Source organism: Microbacterium canaveralium (genome assembly GCF_047238045.1).
In the GTDB taxonomy this organism is placed as follows: Bacteria; Actinomycetota; Actinomycetes; order Actinomycetales; family Microbacteriaceae; genus Microbacterium.
The window spans coordinates 2,827,135-2,845,489 of the sequence record NZ_JBDFMA010000003.1 but is presented as its reverse complement, the minus strand read 5'-3'; the positions used below and the strand labels follow the sequence as shown (position 1 = coordinate 2,845,489).

The following is an 18,355-nucleotide window of genomic DNA, read 5'->3' as shown; positions in this document are numbered from 1 at the left end:
GCGTCGCAGCGCGGCTTCCCCCGGGCGGTTCACGCCTGGTGCTGCGTCCGCCCCGTCGCCCGCGCAGCTGGGGGGAGTCCGTCGCGTGACCACCCGAGATCGGCCCGGCGGCCCGCTCAGCCGGCGGCCGGGCCCATCGAGGGGCCTCTCAGCGCGCGGTCGACGTCTCCGGGGGCGCGAGGGGAATGAACACCCGCATCTGAGAGGGGCCCCTCTCCGCCCAACGGTGGTAGGGGATGAAGGTCACCTCCAGCGGCCGCCCCGCCCGGTGAGCGACGGGTTGGGCGGCGTAGGGGAGGAGCCCGGTGGGAATGCCGAGCTCGACAGCGATCGCCGACGCCCGTGCGCCGTCCTCGTGCGCTTCCGGAATGCGGGGGAGCAACCGGATGTCCTCGATCGCCACTCCCTCGGGAAGGTCGATCGACTCGAGACACAGCACGAGCGGGCCCCGCTCGATCGCCACCGCCCCCCGCACGCTGTCGATCCGCTCGTCCGGGAACACCAGCCGGGGCTGTGAAGGAAACGTCATCGTCACGACCGTGCCCGGCTCGACCACGGTCACGTCGAACCATCCCGGTGCGGCCGGGCGGGCCGCGTCCCCGGAGACAGTGACCGAGGCCCCGAGAGCCCATTCCGGGATCCGCAATCTGAGACGAGCCGCGTCGGCGGGAGCCTCCTCGACGGTGATCGTCACGCGCGCGTCGTCGGGGAACCGGGTGTCCACGATCAGACGCCACCCACCGCTCTCCAGAATGCCCGCCGCGTATTGCAGGAGGAGAATGCCGTCGTCATCCCACGCGGCGGTGTACGCCGCGAGTGAGGCCAGGGTACGGGCGACATTCGTGGGGCAGCACGAGACCTCGAACCAGGGCGCTCGCACGCCGCCTTCCGCGCGAGTGTTGACACCGTCCTCCGCCGGCGATCCCGCGATGCGCTGGTGGAGCGGGTTGGCGTAGAAGAAGGCCCGCCCGTCAGCGCTGGGCGAGGTGGCGACCACGTTGTAAAGGGTCCGTTCGATGAGGTCGGGGTAACGCACATCCCCGGTCTGCAGGAACAGGCGCCACGCGAACATGATGGAGGCCACTCCCGCGCAGGTCTCGCAGTAGGCGCGATCCGCGGGCAGCTCCCAGTCATCGCCAAACCCCTCGTCCTGGTGGCGCGAACCCATCCCCCCGGTCAGGAAGGTCCGCCGCGCGACGGTGTTCTCCCATTGCCGCTCGAGTGCCGAGAGAAGGACGGCGTCGCCGGTGTCGACCGCGACATCGACGGCACCCGCGGACAGGTAGAGGGCGCGGACCGCGTGGCCGCGCAGGACATCCGCGTCGCGCACGGGAACGTCATCCTGAAAATACTCCGGGGACTGCAGCGGGGGCACGGCCAGAGTTCCCTGCCCCCGTCGTTGCACGAAAAGGCGCGCCTGATCCAGGTAGCGACGCTCGCCGAACGCGCGCCCCGCTTCGGCGAGCGCCACCTCGATCTCGGGATGGCCGCACACGCCGTCGCGTGCGCCGTCGCCGAATTCCCGACAAATGTGGTCCGCGGCGCGGCGCGCCACGGTGACGATCGGATCGTCGGGGTGACCGGTGCGGGCGCGCGCGACGGCGGCCTGCAACAGATGACCCATGTTGTACAGCTCGTGTCCCATGGACAGGTCGCTGTACCGTGTCGGCTGGCCGGTGTGTCCGAAGGCGGTGCCGAGGTAGCCGTCCTCATCCTGTGCGCGCGCGATCCGCTCGACCAGCGAGGCGAAGATCGCTTCGAGGGCGTTGTTCGGCTTGCGTTCCAGTTCCCAGGCCATCGCTTCCAGGAGCTTGTAGATCTCAGAGTCCGAGAAGACCCATCCGCTACGGCCCGCAAGCTCTTCGCCCCGGGCGATGCGGTCGAAGTTTGCGAGCCACCCCAACCGTTCCATCCAGTCGAGACAGTGTGCGAGGGTCGCTTCGGCATTGACCACCTGCCTCCGCCCCCAGAATCCCTCGGGGTCGAGGCGGACGGTTCGGACGCCGGCGCCTCGGACACGCGCGCTCGCGGGGACGACGGGGACCGCCCGACTGTCCCGTCCGGTGGGGATCAGGGGGCGTTCGAGAACCACGGATCAGTCCTTCACGGCGCCAGCGGTCACGCCGGCGGCTACATAGCGCTGGGCGACGACGAGAAGGATCGCCGCGGGGATGGATGCCACGGCGGCGGTGGCCATGATGGCGTTCCACTGCGTGGTGTTGTTGCCGATGTAGGCGTAGATGCCCAGGGTGATGGGCTTCAGCGCGGAGTTGCGGGCCAGGGTCGAGGCGAAGATGAAGTCCGACCACGCCCACAAGAACGAGAACAGGGCGACTGTCAGCACGGAATTGCGGCTCAGCGGTAGGACGACCGACATGAACGTGCGCCAGGAGCCGGCGCCGTCGATGCGTGCCGCCTGGAGAAGCTCTCGCGGGAGACCACCCATGAACGCGGTGAACAGCAGCACTCCGAACGGCACGGCCACGGTGGAATCAGCGAGGATGAGCCCCGGCACGCTGTTGAGCAGACCCGCGCGCGCGTAGATGGCGTAGAAGCCCATCGCCATCACGACAGCGGGGATCATCTGCGCCACCAGGAGCACGAAGTTCAGCGTGCGTCCGCCCCGCAGATTGAGCAGGGCGATCGCGTAGGCAGCTGGGGCGGCGAGCACGATCGTGACCAGCACGCAGCCGAGGCCGATGATCAGACTCGTGCCGAGATTGGGCAGCTGCTGGCTGAGCACGGCGGTGTAGCCCTCGACGGTCGGATCGAAGGGGAAGACGTGGGGCGGGCTGTCGCGCAAGTCGCTCGTCTTGGTGAACGACACGTTGAGCATCCAATAGATAGGGAAGAGCATGAGAGCGGTGAAGAGCAGGCCGAGGCCCGTCTTCCACCACGCGCGGTGGGTGGTCATGAGTTCTCCTGGCGACGCTGGGCCCTCAGGTAGACGAACCCGAAGACGAGGGCAATGACGATGAGGATGTTGCCGACAGCGGCTGCGGGCGACAGATCGGGCTGGCCGGTGCCGAACGCCTCGCGGTACGACCAGATGGCGAGCGTCGTGGTCGCGTCCGCGGGACCGCCCCGCGTCATGATCCAGATGATGTCGACGACTTTGAGGGTGTAGACGAGTCCGAGGAGGAGCGTGATCGCCGAAACGGGGCGCAACAAGGGGAAGGTGATGCTGCGGAACTGCCGCCAGGGTCCGGCCCCGTCGAGGGAGGCCGCTTCGTAGAGCTCGGTCGGGATGTTCTGCAGACCGGAGTACAGGATCACGAGGTTGAAGGGGATGCCGAGCCAGATGTTGGCGATGACCACGGCAGTCATCGCCGTGTCCGGGGAGGTCAGCCAGTTGATCTGCCCGATGCCGAAGGCCTCGAGGAAAGAGTTGACGAGGCCGTTGTCGCTGTTCAGCATCCACGACCAGGTCGATCCCGACACGATCAGGGGGAGCAGCCACGGGACGAGGAAGAGTCCGCGGAGGATCCCGCTGAGAGGGAAGTGCGAACGGAAGAAGACGGCCAGACCGAGACCGATCGCATATTGGAAGAGGAGCGAGACCACGACGAAGACCGCGGTGTTGGCCAGGGCCGGCCCGAAGGTGGGCGACGAGATGACCGCAAGGTAGTTGTCCAGGCCGACGAAGGCGGCGTCGCCCTGCACGAAAGCCCGGACCGTGTAGTCGTGGATGCTCAGGTCGATGCTGCGCACGAGCGGCCACAGGTAGAACACGACGAGGTAGATCACGAGGGGAGCGGCGAATGCGGCCGCCACCCAGGGCGACCCGTCGCGATGCGCGCGGCGGCGACGCGCAGGGGGGACGGTCACGGCGACGGTGTCGTCGGCCGCGCGGGGGCGCTCACGAAGGGCCGAGAAGGACATGGGGACTTCTTTCGATGGGGCATCCGGGGGAACGTCGCCGCTCCCCCGGATGCCGACGGGTGCCTCTACTTGCTGGTCGCCGACTTGGCCGCCGTCTGCGCGGCGTCGAGGGCCTGCTCGGGCGACTGCGCGCCGGAGAGGACGTTCTGAACGGCGGTCCACAGCTGCTCGGAGATCAGCGGGTACTTCGTCCCGAGGTTGTCGCTGGTGCGACCCTTCGCCGCCTGCACAGCGGACACCCACGTCTTCAGATCCGGGTGTTCGGTCAGAAGCTGCTTCTGACCCTCCTCGGTCGGCGGGATGTAGTAGGCGAAGGTGTTGGCCGTGTCGACGAAGCCCTCGGGCGTCGTCATGCATTCGATGATCTTGCGCGTGGTCTCGTAGCGCGCGGTGTCCTTCTGTACCGGTGCGACGATGAACTCGCCGCCGGTGGGAGCAGGGGCGGCCCCGCCGTCCTTGGCGGGGAGCTCGATCACGCCGGTCTTGAACGGAGCCTTGGCGGCGCTGTTGACCTGCCACGTGCCGTTTTCGGCGAAGCCGAAGTCGCCGGTGAGGAACTCCTCCCACACGGTGTTCTGCGAGTTCGTGATGACCGAGTTGGGCGCGTACCCCTTGTCGAGCCAGTTCTTCCACAAGGTCACGGCCTCGACGGCCTCCGGCGAGGAGAGGTCGGTCAGGTCAGCGCCGGCACCCCAGAACCAGGGGAGGAACTGGAAGGATCCCTCTTCGGTGTTGATGCCCGAGAAGGTGATGCCCTTCTTGCCCGCGGCGGCGACCTTGGCCAGGGCGGCGTCGAGGGACGCCCAGTCCGTGACCGAGGAGGGGTCGACTCCGGCCGCGGAGAGCACGTCGGCGTTGTAGTAGAGCGCGAGTGTGTTCGCACCGATCGGGATCCCGTAGGTCTTGCCGTCCAGGACGCCCGCGGCGAGGAGGTTCTCGTCGATCTTCGACGTGTCCAGCCCCAGTTCCTCCGTGGTCGAGAGCATGCCGGTGTCGGCGAGGGTGGAAACGGCGGGGTTGTCGATGAGGATGACGTCGGGCGAGGTGCCGTCCTGAGCGGACAGCAACGCCTGGTTGGTCAGAGCGGTGGTGTCGTAGGCGGTGCGCTGGATCGTCACACCGGCCTCGGTGCCGCAATCCTGGACGCGCTTGGCCCAGTCGGAATCCTCCGCGTGCTGCGGGTACGGGTCCCACCAGGTGTACGTGCCGCTTGCCGCGTCACCGGTGGAATCGCCTCCGGCGGTGCCGCCGGAGCATCCGGCCAGGGCGCCGACGGCGACGGTCGCCGTAGCCAGGGCCGCGGCGATGCGCAGGACCTTGGTGTTCATGTGTTCCTCCTCGAACATGCTCGGGTGAGCGCTGTGTGGGTTCGCCTCAGCGGCGGGGTGGGGGTGCGGCAATGCTGCCGCGGTCATCGATGACGGGCGCGATCAGGTCGACGACGTGGGTGTCCGTGGGCGTGGGGGAGTGCACACGGGAAACGAGGTGTTCGACGGCGCGGCGACCCAGAAGATCGGCTGCGCTGTCGATGGCGCTGTAGGGCAACGAGAACGTGCGGGCGAATTCGTCGGAGTAGCGCCCGATCACGGAGAGATCGGTCGGAGAACTCAGACCGCGGGAAGCGAGCACCGAGGGCAGGGCGGCAGCGGCGGCTTCGTTGTTGAGCAGAAGGCCGGTCGCGTCGGGGTGCGCGTCCAGAACGGCGTGGAGGTCCCGACCGATGTCGGGCTGGTGCGACGACCCGAAGATGTGGTGGAGCCGGATCCCGTGTCGCTCCGCCCGCGCCCGGGCCGCGTCGGCGAGACGCCAGACGTAGGCACCCCCGCGCTCCACGACGTGTTCGGGCTGGGATACCAGGGTGAGCTCGCGGTGACCCATCTCGTGCAGGCGGTCGACCATCAGACGTCCGGCCGCGTCGAAGTCGAGATCGAACGCATCCACTCCGCTGGGGTCTCCGGGCAATCCGACCAGAGCGCCGGGCTGGGCGACCGAGCGCAGTGCGTCGAGGCGCTCGTCGAACTCGGCGACGTTGAGCAGGACGAACCCGTCGACCATGCGTGAAGCGGCGATGCGGGAGAGCGCCCCCACTCCGTCGCTCTCCGTGACGAGGAGGGTGTCGAACCCGAGCTCCCGGGCTCGGTTGGTGATGCCGAGGATGTACTGCAGCATGGCGGGGGCGAACTCGTCGTCGAAGAACTGTCCGAGCAGAGCGAGCACGTTCGTGCGCGACGTCGCCAGCGCACGTGCACCGGCATTGGGGGTGTAGCCGAGTTCGCGTACCGCGCGTTCCACGTTCTCCCGCACGGCGGGCGAGATCGTGCGCTTCCCTGAGAGTGCATAGGAGGCCGTGCTGCGAGAGACGCCGGCAGCCCGCGCCACGTCGCCGATGTTGACCATGTCGCTGTCCTTTCTCTGCCGGGCTTCGGTGTCCGGCGGGATTTTCGGTGGTACCACCGAGTGTCCCCGCTCGCCGTCGTCTTCGCCGTGTCGAACTGGTTCGATTCGAACCGGTTCGACAGTACAATGAGGTCATCTCCTGCGCAAGAAGAAACCACAATCGATTCGGAGTCCTCGATGACGAGCGCCATCCCTTCCTTCGACCTGCGGCACGTTCCGTTCAGCCGACGCGGTTCGTGGCTCGATCTGTCCCCGGTCGTCGCGGCGCATCGGACGGTCGACGACGTGCACCTGGTCTCGCATCGGACCGGGATGCACGCCGTGCTCGCCCTGGAGCCCCAGCTCCGGTCCGACGTGCGTCGCGGGGGTGGCGCATGGGCGACAACGGCGGATGCCTCGGTCCTTCGCTGGACCTGCGACCTCGCCGGCGTGGAGGCGGTGTTCGCCGGCAATGACACCGTTCGGCTGCGCGGCGATGCCGGTTCGGCTCTCCGACTCACCGAGGTCGCTGCACAGCTGACCCCCTTCACCGGCATCTACCTCTACGTCGATCCCCGCGACGGTGCGGCGGTGTTCACGTCGTACGAGACCGGATGCCGTTACCGCATCTCCGTCTTGCGCGGTGATCTACGCATCGAGGGGGCCGAGGTCCTCGGTGTCGCCGAGAGGTCGGTCACGGTGACGGGACGAGCGGGCGAGAGCGGGTGGGAGATCGCCATCGAGGAGTTCGAGAGCTCGCGCCCTCCGTTCGCGACATCCCTCTCGTTCGACGACTGCGTCGCGGCGGTCGCCGACGAGTTCCGAAGTTTCGCCGCACGAGTGGCGCCGTGGAGCACGGACGCCGGCCTGCCGTCTGCGACCCGGGAGGCCTCGTTGCTGGCTGCGTACGTCCTCTGGTCGGCGACCGTCTCGCCCGCGGGCTTCTTCCGACGAGAAGCCGTCCTGATGTCCAAGCACTGGATGGACAAAGTATGGAGCTGGGACCACTGCTTCACCGCGATCGCCCTGGCACCCGGAGAACGGGATCTCGCCCTCGACCAGTTCCTGGTGCCCTTCGACAATCAGGACCCCACGGGCGCGCTCCCCGACTCCGTGGCGCACTCGGAACGGCTGTACAACTTCGTCAAACCGCCGATCCACGGGTGGGCTCTGGGCCGTCTGAAAGACGAGGGCATGATCCTCTCGGACACCGAGAAGCGGGATGTTTACGACAAGCTCGCTCGCTGGACTCGTTTCTGGCTGCAGGAGCGGCGGGTGCACGGACGGGCGCTCGCTCACTACCAGCACGGCAACGACAGCGGCTGGGACAACGCGACGGTGTTCGATCGGACGCGGCTGATCGAGTCGCCCGAGTTGGCGGCGGTCTTGATGATCCAGCTCGACGAGCTCGCTACGCTCGCCGATGAGATCGACGACGACCCTCAGCCCTGGCGCGCGGAGCGCGCGCGCATCGGTGCGGCCCTGGAAGAGCTGTGGCGTGGGGACGGCTATGTCGCGCGGGCCGTCGTGGACGGACTCGACGTCGGACGTAGCAGCCTGCTTCCGCTGCTCGTCATTGTCGCGGGAGATCGTCTCCCCCTCGCAGCGACGGAGGCGCTCGCCCGCGCCGTCGACGTGTTCTTGACGGAATGGGGGCCCGCCACCGAGCGCCCCGACAGCCCGTACTACGAGGATGACGGCTACTGGCGAGGCCCCATCTGGGCTCCGTCGACGATGCTTCTCGAAGACGGTCTGCGACGCTCGGGTCAGGCGGCGCTGGCCGACGACATCAGCGCGCGGTTCCGCCGTCTGTGCGAGCGGGGCGGCTTTGCCGAGAACTTCGATGCGCAGACGGGTGAGGGGCTTCGCGATCGCGCGTACACCTGGACCGCCGCCGTCTACCTCATCCTCGTGCGCGACGCGGCGCGACGCGGCGACCTGAAGGCCTGAGAGCGAGAGGCGGGCCGGATCCCGACTCCGGCCCGCCCCTCCCGCCCCGGGCCACCGATAAACGCCCGCTGCACCGAGAAACGCTGGGAGACCGCGTTTCTCAGTGCAGTGGGCGTTTATCGAGGCTGCCGTGCGGCCTCAGCCCCGTTGCCGTGCGGCCTCAACCCAGCAGCGGCACCGCCCCCACCAGCACGCCGACCGCCAGCATCACGAGAGAGACGATCGTCGCGCGCCACAGGACCTTCTTGTGGTGGTCGCCGAGGTTGACGCCCGCGAGCGAGACGAGCAGCAGGATCGCGGGGACCAGCGGGCTCTGCAGGTGGACCGGTTGGCCGGTGATCGACGCACGTGCCATCTCGACCGGCGTGATCCCGTAGTTCGCGGCGCTCTCGGCGAGCACCGGGAGGATGCCGAAATAGAACGCGTCGTTCGACATGAAGAACGTGAACGGGATCGACAGCACGCCGGTGATGACGGCGAGGAACGGTCCCAGCGACGACGGGATGATCTGCGTGATCCAGTCGGCCATCGCGGTGACCATTCCGGTGCCGTTGAGCACTCCGACCAGGACGCCGGCGGCGAGGACCATCGAGACGACGCCGACGATACTCGGCGCGTGGGCGACGATCTCGTCGGCCTGCGAGCGGAGCTTCGGGAAGTTCACGATGAGCGCGAGCGCGGCTCCGACCATGAACACGAAGGCCAGGGGCACCACGTCCATCACCAGCAGCACCATCACGGCGACGGTCAGGGCGAGGTTGATCCAGATGAGCTTCGGGCGCAGGGTCGCGCGGTTCGGGTCGAGCATCGTGTCGGCCATCGCGGTGTCCGCGGCGTCGACGAGCTCGGGGGCGGCGACGGCACCGCGCCCGCCGCGGACGGTGACGATGTTCCCCGTGCGCAGGGAGGCGACGGCGCCGGGCTTCGATTCGGCGCCGCGGAACAGCTTCGGCGCACCGAGGCGGCCGAATCCGCCGGGGGCGTCGAACCGCGAGGTGTCGACGGATCCCGCGAGGCGCTTGCGCTCGGACAGGCCGAGGAACCACGCGAAGGCGAGGGCGACGACGAGGCCCGCGAGAAGCGACGGCACCATCGGGACGAAGACGTCGGTGGGCTGCAGGCCGAGGGCCGCGGCGGCTCGGACGGTCGGCCCGCCCCACGGCACGATGTTCAGCGTGCCGTTCATGAGGCCCGCGACGCACGTGAGGACGACGGGACTCATCCCCAGCCGCAGGTACAGGGGCAGCATCGCCGAGGTCGTGATGATGAAGGTCGTCGAGCCGTCGCCGTCCAGCGACACCGCGCCGGCGAGGATCGCCGTGCCCAGCACGATCTTGGCCGGGTCGTCGCCGAGCACGCGCGTGATGACGCGGATGAGGGGGTCGAACAGCCCGACGTCGATCATGATGCCGAAGTACATGATCGCGAACATCAGCAGCGCCGCCGTCGGGGCCAGCTTGCCGATCGCGTCGATGACCATGTCGCCGATGCCGAACCCGGCGCCGGCGATGAGGCCGAAGATCGTCGGGACGACGATGAGCGCGACCATCGGGGTCAGGCGCCGCGTCATGATCAGCGCCATGAACGACAGCACCATGAGGAAGCCGAGGGCCACGAGCACGCCGTCGGCGGGCGTGTACGCCACGGCGTAGTCGGCCGCTTCGGCCAGGAGGATGTGGGGGGTCATCGCGACTCCTTCGTCGTGGATGCCGGCACGCTCCGCGCCGGGGATGGGGCGAGGCTACGGATCCGGGTGCCGCAGCGCGCGCTTGCTCGCATTGAGCGACGTTGTGCGCGTAGCGTGTGTTCTGCGCATTTCGCGCACGACGGCGTCCGGAGGTGTCATGCGATTCGCCACCCGGATGCTGCTGGTGCAGATCGGCACGATGGTGGCCGTCGTGGCCGTGTGCACCGCGGTGTTCGCGTGGCTCGGCATCCAACAACTCCGCGCCGAAGCGGACTCGTCCGCCCTCAACATCGCCCGCTCGGTCGCCGAGGCACCCGAGGTCCGCGAACTCGTCGCCGCCTACTCCGCGGACCCCGGAACCCCGGATGCCGCTGCTCTGCGCGGCGGGACGCTCGAGCGCTACGCCTCCGACGTCACCGCGCGGACCGAGGGACTGTTCGTCGTGATCACCGACGACCACGGCATCCGGCTCGCCCATCCTGACCCCGACCGTCTGGGACAGGTGGTGAGCACGAGCTTCGCCGACGCGCTGGCCGGACGCGAGGTCGTCACGTGGGAGACCGGGACGCTCGGCGAATCCGCGCGCGCCAAGGTGCCGGTGTATCCGCCGGGGGGAGGCGACCCCGTGGGCGAGGTGAGCGTCGGATTCGAGCGCGCGAGCGTGTTCGACGACCTGCCCGCGCTCCTGATCGGCATCGGCATCGCCGTCGCCGTCGCGGTGGGCCTCGGGGTCGCCGTGGCGCTGCTCATGCGTCGTCGCCTCGAGCGGCTGACCCTCGGGGTGCAGCCGGAAGAGCTCGTCGCTCTCGTGCAGACGCAGACCGCCGTCCTGGAGAGCGCCGACGAAGGCGTCGTCGCGATCGACGACAGGGGCGTCGTGCGGGTGTGCACGGCGACGGCGGAGACTCTTCTCGGGGTGACGGGGGCGGTCGGGCGACCGCTCGACGAGTTGGGGCTTCCCGACGCCGTCGTCGTCGCGCTCGCCGGATCGGGTGCCCCGAACGGGATGCCGATCGGCGAACGCGTCGTCTTCGTCGACGTCCGGCCCGTCCGGCGTGGCCCGCGCGCCCTCGGCCGCGTCGCGGTGCTGCGCGACCGCACCGATGTCTTGGCGCTGTCCGACCGCCTCGACAGCGTGCGGGCGCTCGGCGACGCGCTGCGGGTGCAGCGCCACGAGAACGCGAACCGGGTCCACGCCGCGGTCGGGCTGCTCGACGCGGGCCGTGTCACCGAGGCCCGGGCGTTCCTCGCCGACCTCGTCGACCGGGGGTCGGTCGACTGGGCCGTGCCGGGTCTCGATCTCGTCGGCGACGCGATGCTGCGGTCGTTCCTCGGGGCGAAGGGCCTGTCCGCGCGCGAGCGCGCGGTGACCCTGCGGGTCTCGGAGGACACCTGGCTGTCGTCGACCGTCGACGACGTGGAGGACGTCGTCGCCGTGCTCGGCAACCTCGTCGACAACGCCGTGAGCGCCGCGGCATCCGGGGGCGAGCCCCGCGAGGTCGAGGTCGCCGTGCTCGGAGACGGAGCCGACGTCGTGCTCACGGTGGCCGACACCGGCGGCGGCATCGCCGACGTCGACGCGGCCTTCGCCCCCCGCGAGCGTACGGACGACCCCGCCGCGGTCCACGGCCTCGGCGTCGGCCTTCCGCTGTCGCGGGAGTTCGCCCGGCGGCACGGGGGAGACGTCTGGATCGTGGATGCCGGTGGGCACGGCCGCGGCGCCGTCGTCGCGGCGCGACTGCCGGGCGTGCTGCGCTCGCGCCCCGAAGGGGCTGCGCGACCGCCGGGTGCACCGCGGCCCGCGACCGAGGGGGAGAGATGACCGATATTCGTGTGCTCGTCGTCGACGACGACTTCCGGGTGGCCGGGCTCCACCGCGACACCGTCGACGCGCGCCCGGGGTTCGCGGCGCTGGAACCCGCGCGCACGATCGGCGAGGCGCGGACGGCGATCGCCGCGTACGCCCCCGACCTGGTGCTCGCCGACGTGTACCTCCCCGACGGCGACGGGATCGAGCTCGTCCGGTCGACCGGCCTCGACGCCTTCGTGCTGTCGGCGGCGACGGATGCCGCGACGGTGCGGCGCGCGTTCGCGGCCGGAGCCCTGGCGTTCCTCGTGAAGCCGTTCGACACGCGCGTGCTCGCCGAGCGGCTCGACCGTTATGCGCGGTACCGCAACCTCCTCGCGACGTCGCGGCCGCTGACCCAGGACGACGTCGACCGCGCCGCCGCGGTCATGCGGGGCGAGCGCGACGGCGCGTCCCTCGCGCGGTCCGCGACCGAGCAGAGCGTGCTCGCGGCGCTCGGCGATGACGAGGCGTCGGCGTCCGAGGTCGCCGAGCGCATCGGCATCTCCCGCGCGACCGCGCAGCGCCACCTCACCGCCCTGGCCGAGCGGGGCGTGGTGACCGTGGGACTCCGCTACGGCTCGACGGGCCGCCCCGAGCACCGCTTCCGCGCCGGCGGCTGAGGCGGCGGGCGCCGGCATCCCCTCGTCCCACTTATTGCCGGTGGGAGGGCTGAGGCGGTGGGCGCCGGCATCCCCTCGTCCCACTTATTGCTGGTGGGAGGGGCGGTGGGTGGCCAGAAGTGGGACATGCACCGCCAGAAGTGGGACGAGGTTCTTCAGCGCTCCAGCACGACCCAGCCGTGCGGGGCCAGAGCGGCGCGGGAATCGCGCAGGACGCCGTCGCCGGCGACCACCGTCGCGGCGTCGGCGGTCGGAAGCGACGCGGGGGAGTCGCCGATGTTCAGGGCGACGATCACCGCCTCGTCGTCGACCGCGGTGCGCAGCACGAGCGTCGTGTTCGTCACCTCGACCACGTCGGTGCGGGCACGCCAGAGCCACGGATGCCGTCGGCGCAGCGCGATGAGCGCGCGATGCGCGTCGAGGATGCGGTCGTCGACGTCGGTCACGTCGCCCGGGCTTGCGGGGAACTCCGGCCGCACCGCGTCGTCGCCGCCCTCGCGCTCCTCTTTCACACCGGTCCAGCCGAACTCGTCGCCGGCGTACACCGACGGCGTGCCGCCCACCGTGAACAGGACGGCGAGGGCGTGCGGCACGAGGTCCCCGCCCACCGCCGAGGCGATCCGCGTCACGTCGTGGTTGCCGACGAACGTCTGCGGGACGTACGTCGCCAGCAGCTCGTCGTGGCGTTCGATCGCGTGGCTCAGCTCAAAGAAGTTGCCGTCGGCGATCCCGTGCCAGATCCCCTGCCACAGCTCGTACTGCGTCAGTGCGTCCATCGTCGATGCCTGGACGATCGCCGGCCCATCGCCGTGGATCACCTCGCCGAGGAACCATGCCCCGGGGAAACGCTCGCGCACACGGGGGAGGACGCGGGCCCAGAACTCCGCCGGCACCGCGTAGGCGGCATCCAGTCTCCAACCGTCGATCCCGCGATCGAGCCAGTGGCACATCACGTCGACCACGAGCTCGACGGTGGCATCCGAGGAGTGGTCGAGCGCCACGAGCGCCCCGTGCCCCTCAAAGACCTCGGGTTCGAACCGCCCATCGACCCACGCGCCGCGGAACAGCGCCGCGTCGCCGCCGTCGAGCACCGCCTGGAACGCGGGATGCCCGCGACCCGCGTGATTGAACACGCCGTCGAGAAGCACCCGGATGCCACGCTCCCGCGCCGCGGCGAGCAGGCGGTCGAGGTCGCGGTCGTCGCCGAGACGCGGATCGACGCGGAAGTGGTCGACGGTGTCGTACCCGTGGGTCTCGGACGCAAAGATCGGCCCCAGCAGTAGACCGTTGAGGCCGAGCTCGATGACGTGGTCGAGCCACGGCTCCAGGCGCTCGAGACGGTGCGTCGGCTCGGCATCCCGGTCGACGCCCTCGCGGATCGGCGCGCCGACGAACCCCAGCGGGTACAGGTGCCACCAGAGAACGTGTTCGGGCCAGTCGGGCATGGGGTGAGGTTATCTGCCGGGGTCGGCTCGGGGCGACGGGTTGCGCCCGACCCCTCACGCGCCTCGGCGTTCGGCCGGGAGGGAGAACGCCCCGAGATCGATCGCGCGCAGGCGGGTCGACTCGATCGCCGCGGCGACAGCACCGATCGAGACGATGTCGGCGCCGAGCGGGGATGCCACGATCTCGGGCGGCGGCAGGTGCAGCGCGCCGGGGAGGGATTCGGTCGCCGCGGCGATGATCGGGGCGGCCCCGGCGGCGATCGCGCCCGAGATCACGACCCGGCGGACGTCGAAAAGGCTGCCGAGGAGGCCTGTCACGATCGCGAGCTGGCCGCCGACCTCGGCCGCGACGGCGCGGGCCCCCGGGTCGCCGGCGGCGGCGAGGTCGAGCACGCGCTTGGCATCCAGGTCGTCCGGGGACTCGTCCGCCAACGCGCTCCCGGCGGGGAGGGTGCCCGCCGCGATCGCCGCCCGCGCGGCGTCGACCGTGCGGGGAGCGAGGCCGAAGGCGCTGCCGACACCCTCGACTCGGTCGAACGCGACGGTCTCGCCGGCGCCGCCGTGCGCGCCGCGGAGCAGGCGACCGTCGAGCCACAACCCGGCGCCGAAGCGCTCGCCGGCGAGCAGCGCCACGAAGTCGTCGTACCCGACGGCGGCACCCTGCGCGTGCTCGGCGACGGCCGCGAGCGACGCGTCGTTCTCGACCCGGACCACCGGTGCCCACGCGGCGAAGGTGTCGATGAAGTCGGGGTTCATCCGCTGCCAGAAGCCGTCGTGGTGGGCGGGCGAGCGGCCCGCGCGATCGACGGGGGCGGGCACGCCCACGCACACTGCGACGAGGTCGCCCCGCGAGGCGCGTGCCCGGGTGAGGGTCGCATCCACGACCTTCTCGGCGGCGCGGCGACGGCGCTCGGGGGAGTCGCGCTCCGGGTCGATCGACAGACGCGAGGTCGCGACCGGGACGCCGCGCAGGTCGGCGACCGTCGCCGTGACGTGTCCGCGGCCGGCATCCACCCCGACGACGAGTCCGGCGTCGGCGCGCAGCGCGAAGCGCCGGGCGGGGCGCCCCTTGGAGTACTCACCGACGGCGCGGGCGTTCGGCATCTCGCTCAGCAGCCCGCGCGCGACGAGTTCGTCGAGCACGTCGATCGTCGTCGAGCGGGTCAGGGCGACCGCGGCCATCACGTCGCTCGCGGTGAACGCCTCGGCGTCCCACGCGTAAGCGAGCACGGCGTCGAGGCTGTGGCGTCGGAGCGAAGGCACCGAGGGTGTGGCATCCGTCATCGAATCTTGACTCCCTTCGACCCCGATGCAATACTGCCGTCAACACATTGATTTGGCGAGTAGATTTAATCACTGATTCAAGATCGCAAGGATGCGAGGAGGACACGTGTCGAGAAAGACGGCAACGGTGCGACGAGGGGTCGCAGCGCTGACGGTGGCGGCGCTGGGGGCAGCGATGCTCGCCGGGTGCTCGGCCGATGGTCGCGAGACCATCCGCTTCACCTTCAGCAAGCGCGAAGCCCTCGCGTTCATGAACCAGGTGGTGGCGGACTACAACGCCTCGCAGGACACGGTCCGCGTCGAGATGGATGCCTCGGGCGTCGACGTCGTCTCGGCGAGCTTCGTCCGCGGCAACCCGCCGGACATCATGCTCGCGAACTACAACTACGAGGTCGCCCGCTTCGTGCAGCGCTGCGCGCTGACCGACCTCTCGGGCACGGCTGCGGCCGCGACCGTCCGCGAAGACCTGCAGCCGCTGATGGACCAGTACGGCGTCTGCGCGGGGCGGACGAGCGCGCTGCCGTACTCGGTCATGGCCTCGTCGGTGATCTACAACCAGGAGATCTTCGACCGCCTCGGACTCACGGTGCCCACCACGTGGGACGAGCTCATCCAGACCGCCGAGACCCTCGAAGCGAACGGCATCGCTCCCTTCTACGGCACGTTCAAAGACGACTGGACCGTCGGCCAGGGCTGGTACGACTACGCCGTCGGTGGGTCGGTCGACGTCATCGACTTCTTCGACTCGCTCGCGGCCGAGGGCGACCAGGTGGGACCCGATTCGAGCGTGTCGTTCCAGAAGGACTTCGCCGGCGCCATGGACCGCATGACCGAGCTCGCCACGAATTACACCAATCCGGATGCCGACAGCCGGGCGTACGGCGACGGCAACCTCGCGTTCGCCCAGGGCCAGGCGGGCATGTACCTGCAGGGACCGTGGGCGCTGGGCGAGATCGCGAAAACGGCGCCCGACCTGCCGGTGGGTACCTTCCCGCTCCCGATGACGAACGACCCGAACGACCTCGCCGTCCGCGTCAACATGGACCTCGCCGCCATCATCCCCGAGGGTTCCCGGCATCAGGATGCCGCCCGCGACTTCCTCGAGTACCTCTACCAACCGGAGATCATCGAGGCGTACAACGAGTCGCAGCTCGGCTTCGCCCCGACGAAGGACGCCCCCGCCCCGACCGACCCGCGCGTCGCGGGAATGATCCCGTACTACGACGAGGGCCGCATCTACCAGGGCGCGTCCGTGCTCGTCCCCAAGACGATCCCCACGTTCAACTACGCCCAGGCGATGATCCTCGGCGCCTCGCCCGAGGCCACCCTGCGGACGATGGACCAGGACTGGGCGCGCCTGGCCTTCCGGCAGCCCGCCGCGTCGACCACCGATTCCGCCGCCGAGGGAGACGAGCGATGACCACCACCACGACGATCGTCACCGGCGGGAAGGCGGCCGCGCGCCGCAGCTCCCGTCGCGTCGAGCCGATCTATTACTTCTTCCTGATCCCGACGCTCGTCCTGTTCACGCTGGCGATCACGGTGCCGGGCATCATCGGCATCTTCTTCAGCTTCACCGACTCGATCGGGATCGGGGAGTGGAACTTCATCGGACTGACCAACTACATCGCGATCTTCAGCGACCCGGCGATCCTCCAGGCCTACCTCTTCACGTTCGGTTTCTCGGTGGCCACCGTGATCGTCGTGAACGTCGCGGCCTTCCTCCTGGCCGTCGGTCTGACCGCGCAGATCCGCTTCAAGAGAGCGCTGCGCACGGTCTTCGTCATCCCGATGGTGATCTCGGGCATCATCATCGCCTACGTCTTCAACTTCCTCTTCAGCAACTCCGTGCCGCAGGCCGGGTCTGCTCTCGGCATCCCGTGGCTGGAGTCGAGCCTGCTCGCCAACCCCGACCTCGCCTGGCTCGCGATCGTGATCGTGACCGCGTGGCAGGCGATCCCGGGGACGCTGTTGATCTACATCGCCGGCCTCCTCTCGGTGCCCGGCGACGTATACGAGGCGGCCGGACTCGACGGGGCCGGCAAGGTCCAGCAACTGCTGCGCATCACGCTGCCGCTCGTCGCCGGATACGTCGTCATCAACGTCATCCTCGGCTTCAAGGGTTTCCTCAACGCCTACGACATCATCGTCGGCCTCACCGGCGGAGGACCCGGCACCGCGACCCGCAGCGTCGCGATGTCCATCATCTTGGGATTCAACGGCGGCGACTACGCCTACCAGATGGCCAACGCGGCCCTCTTCTTCCTCGTCGCCGTCGTCATCTCGCTCCTGCAGCTCTCGCTGACGCGGGGAAGGAACACCCTGTCATGACCGCCGTGAACCAGCCCGCGCTCGCCTTCGAGCAGGCCGAGCTCTCCGTCCCGTCCCGCCGCCGCTCGGGCGCCCGCTTCCGCCGCGTCGGCGCGGAACGCATCAGTTGGTCGACGACGACGATCCTCGTGCTCTGCGCCGTCACCGTGCTCCTCCCGCTCTACGTCACCGTCACCATGGCACTGAAGAGCGGAGCGCAGGTCGTCGACGGAAACGCCTTCTCGTTCCCCGCGCCGATCAGCTTCGACGGGTTCGCTCAGGCGTGGACGCTGACGAGGTTCCCCGTGGGTCTCGCCATCTCGCTGCTCGTCACCGCGGGCACGGTCGTGGCGGCGATCGTCCTCGCCGCGTTCGCGTCGTACGCGATCGCCCGCAACTGGGACCGCAAGCTCTTCCGCTACTCGTTCTTCTACCTGCTCGCGGCGATGTTCATCCCGTTCCCGGTCGTGGCGCTGCCGCAGATCCAGCTCACCGGCCGGGTCGGGCTCGACAACCCGTTCGGTGTGATCATCCTCGCCACGATGTTCCAGCTGAGCTTCAGCGTGCTGCTGTTCACCGCGTTCCTGCGCTCGATCCCGCTCGAGCTCGAGGAGAGCGCGCGCATCGACGGTGCCACGACCTGGCAGACGTTCTGGCGGCTCATCTTCCCGCTGCTCGCCCCGATGAGCGCCACCGTCGGGATCTTCGCCTTCCTGTACGCGTGGAACGACTTCATGATGCCCTCGCTCATCATCAGCGATCCGGCCTTGCAGACGCTTCCCGTGCGTCAGAACCTGTTCCAGACGCAGTTCAGCAACAACTACAACGTCGCCTTCGCCTCGTACCTCATGGCCATGGCCCCCGCGATCGTCGCCTACCTTTTCACCCAGCGATGGGTGATGGCCGGCGTCACGCAGGGCGCCGTCAAGGGCTGACCCGCCACCCCCTCGAA

14 protein-coding genes are annotated in these 18,355 nt (G+C 69.6%); 6 read left to right on the top strand and 8 right to left on the bottom strand.

Annotated features, from left to right (window positions below; genetic code table 11):
- Window positions 1-148: 148 nt before the first annotated feature.
- From ABC271_RS14620 to ABC271_RS14600, 5 genes are all read right to left on the bottom strand, one after another.
- Window positions 149-2,092: a glycoside hydrolase family 127 protein gene (locus tag ABC271_RS14620; RefSeq protein WP_412925562.1), complete on the bottom strand. Its 1,944-nt coding sequence runs from the start codon at window positions 2,090-2,092 to the stop codon at window positions 149-151.
- Window positions 2,093-2,095: 3 nt separating this feature from the next.
- The gene (locus ABC271_RS14615) at window positions 2,096-2,914 is read right to left on the bottom strand and encodes a carbohydrate ABC transporter permease (RefSeq protein WP_412925561.1); all 819 of its coding nucleotides are present in this window, start codon (window positions 2,912-2,914) and stop codon (window positions 2,096-2,098) included.
- Complete coding sequence (locus ABC271_RS14610) at window positions 2,911-3,882, bottom strand: carbohydrate ABC transporter permease (protein ID WP_412925560.1); 972 nt, start codon at window positions 3,880-3,882, stop codon at window positions 2,911-2,913. The genes ABC271_RS14615 and ABC271_RS14610 overlap by 4 nt, the downstream gene beginning before the upstream one ends.
- Before the next feature lie 65 nt (window positions 3,883-3,947).
- Window positions 3,948-5,210: a sugar ABC transporter substrate-binding protein gene (locus tag ABC271_RS14605; RefSeq protein ID WP_412925559.1), complete on the bottom strand. Its 1,263-nt coding sequence runs from the start codon at window positions 5,208-5,210 to the stop codon at window positions 3,948-3,950.
- Window positions 5,211-5,256: 46 nt separating this feature from the next.
- The gene (locus tag ABC271_RS14600; protein WP_412925558.1) at window positions 5,257-6,279 is read right to left on the bottom strand and encodes a LacI family DNA-binding transcriptional regulator; all 1,023 of its coding nucleotides are present in this window, start codon (window positions 6,277-6,279) and stop codon (window positions 5,257-5,259) included.
- Window positions 6,280-6,456: 177 nt separating this feature from the next.
- Here ABC271_RS14600 and ABC271_RS14595 point away from each other — a divergent pair, with 177 nt between their 5' ends.
- Window positions 6,457-8,208, top strand: a complete 1,752-nt coding sequence (locus ABC271_RS14595; RefSeq protein ID WP_412925557.1) for an amylo-alpha-1,6-glucosidase — start codon at window positions 6,457-6,459, stop codon at window positions 8,206-8,208.
- A 160-nt stretch (window positions 8,209-8,368) separates the two neighbouring features.
- Here the strand turns inward: ABC271_RS14595 and ABC271_RS14590 are convergent, their stop codons facing one another.
- Entirely contained in the window at window positions 8,369-9,895 is a 1,527-nt protein-coding gene (locus ABC271_RS14590) for a CitMHS family transporter (RefSeq protein WP_412925556.1), read from the bottom strand.
- Between the two features lie 157 nt (window positions 9,896-10,052).
- Here ABC271_RS14590 and ABC271_RS14585 point away from each other — a divergent pair, with 157 nt between their 5' ends.
- Both ABC271_RS14585 and ABC271_RS14580 read left to right on the top strand, forming a co-directional pair.
- Complete coding sequence (locus tag ABC271_RS14585; RefSeq protein ID WP_412925555.1) at window positions 10,053-11,717, top strand: sensor histidine kinase; 1,665 nt, start codon at window positions 10,053-10,055, stop codon at window positions 11,715-11,717.
- A complete protein-coding gene (locus ABC271_RS14580; RefSeq protein WP_412925554.1) occupies window positions 11,714-12,364 on the top strand; it encodes a response regulator in 651 nt (216 codons plus the stop codon). Before ABC271_RS14585 ends, ABC271_RS14580 begins: the two co-directional genes overlap by 4 nt.
- Window positions 12,365-12,519: 155 nt before the next feature.
- Here the strand turns inward: ABC271_RS14580 and ABC271_RS14575 are convergent, their stop codons facing one another.
- Complete coding sequence (locus tag ABC271_RS14575) at window positions 12,520-13,809, bottom strand: alpha-amylase family glycosyl hydrolase (RefSeq protein WP_412925553.1); 1,290 nt, start codon at window positions 13,807-13,809, stop codon at window positions 12,520-12,522.
- A 54-nt stretch (window positions 13,810-13,863) separates the two neighbouring features.
- Window positions 13,864-15,093, bottom strand: a complete 1,230-nt coding sequence (locus ABC271_RS14570; RefSeq protein WP_412925552.1) for an ROK family protein — start codon at window positions 15,091-15,093, stop codon at window positions 13,864-13,866.
- 175 nt (window positions 15,094-15,268) lie between these two features.
- Between ABC271_RS14570 and ABC271_RS14565 the strand changes: the two genes are divergently transcribed.
- Genes ABC271_RS14565 through ABC271_RS14555 form a run of 3 tightly spaced genes read left to right on the top strand, consistent with a single transcriptional unit; the run spans window position 15,269 to window position 18,338 of the window.
- On the top strand, window positions 15,269-16,513 hold the full coding sequence (locus tag ABC271_RS14565; RefSeq protein ID WP_412926176.1) for an ABC transporter substrate-binding protein: 1,245 nt from the start codon (window positions 15,269-15,271) through the stop codon (window positions 16,511-16,513).
- Entirely contained in the window at window positions 16,510-17,424 is a 915-nt protein-coding gene (locus ABC271_RS14560; RefSeq protein ID WP_412925551.1) for a carbohydrate ABC transporter permease, read from the top strand. The genes ABC271_RS14565 and ABC271_RS14560 overlap by 4 nt, the downstream gene beginning before the upstream one ends.
- On the top strand, window positions 17,421-18,338 hold the full coding sequence (locus ABC271_RS14555; RefSeq protein WP_412925550.1) for a carbohydrate ABC transporter permease: 918 nt from the start codon (window positions 17,421-17,423) through the stop codon (window positions 18,336-18,338). Before ABC271_RS14560 ends, ABC271_RS14555 begins: the two co-directional genes overlap by 4 nt.
- Window positions 18,339-18,355 lie beyond the last annotated feature (17 nt).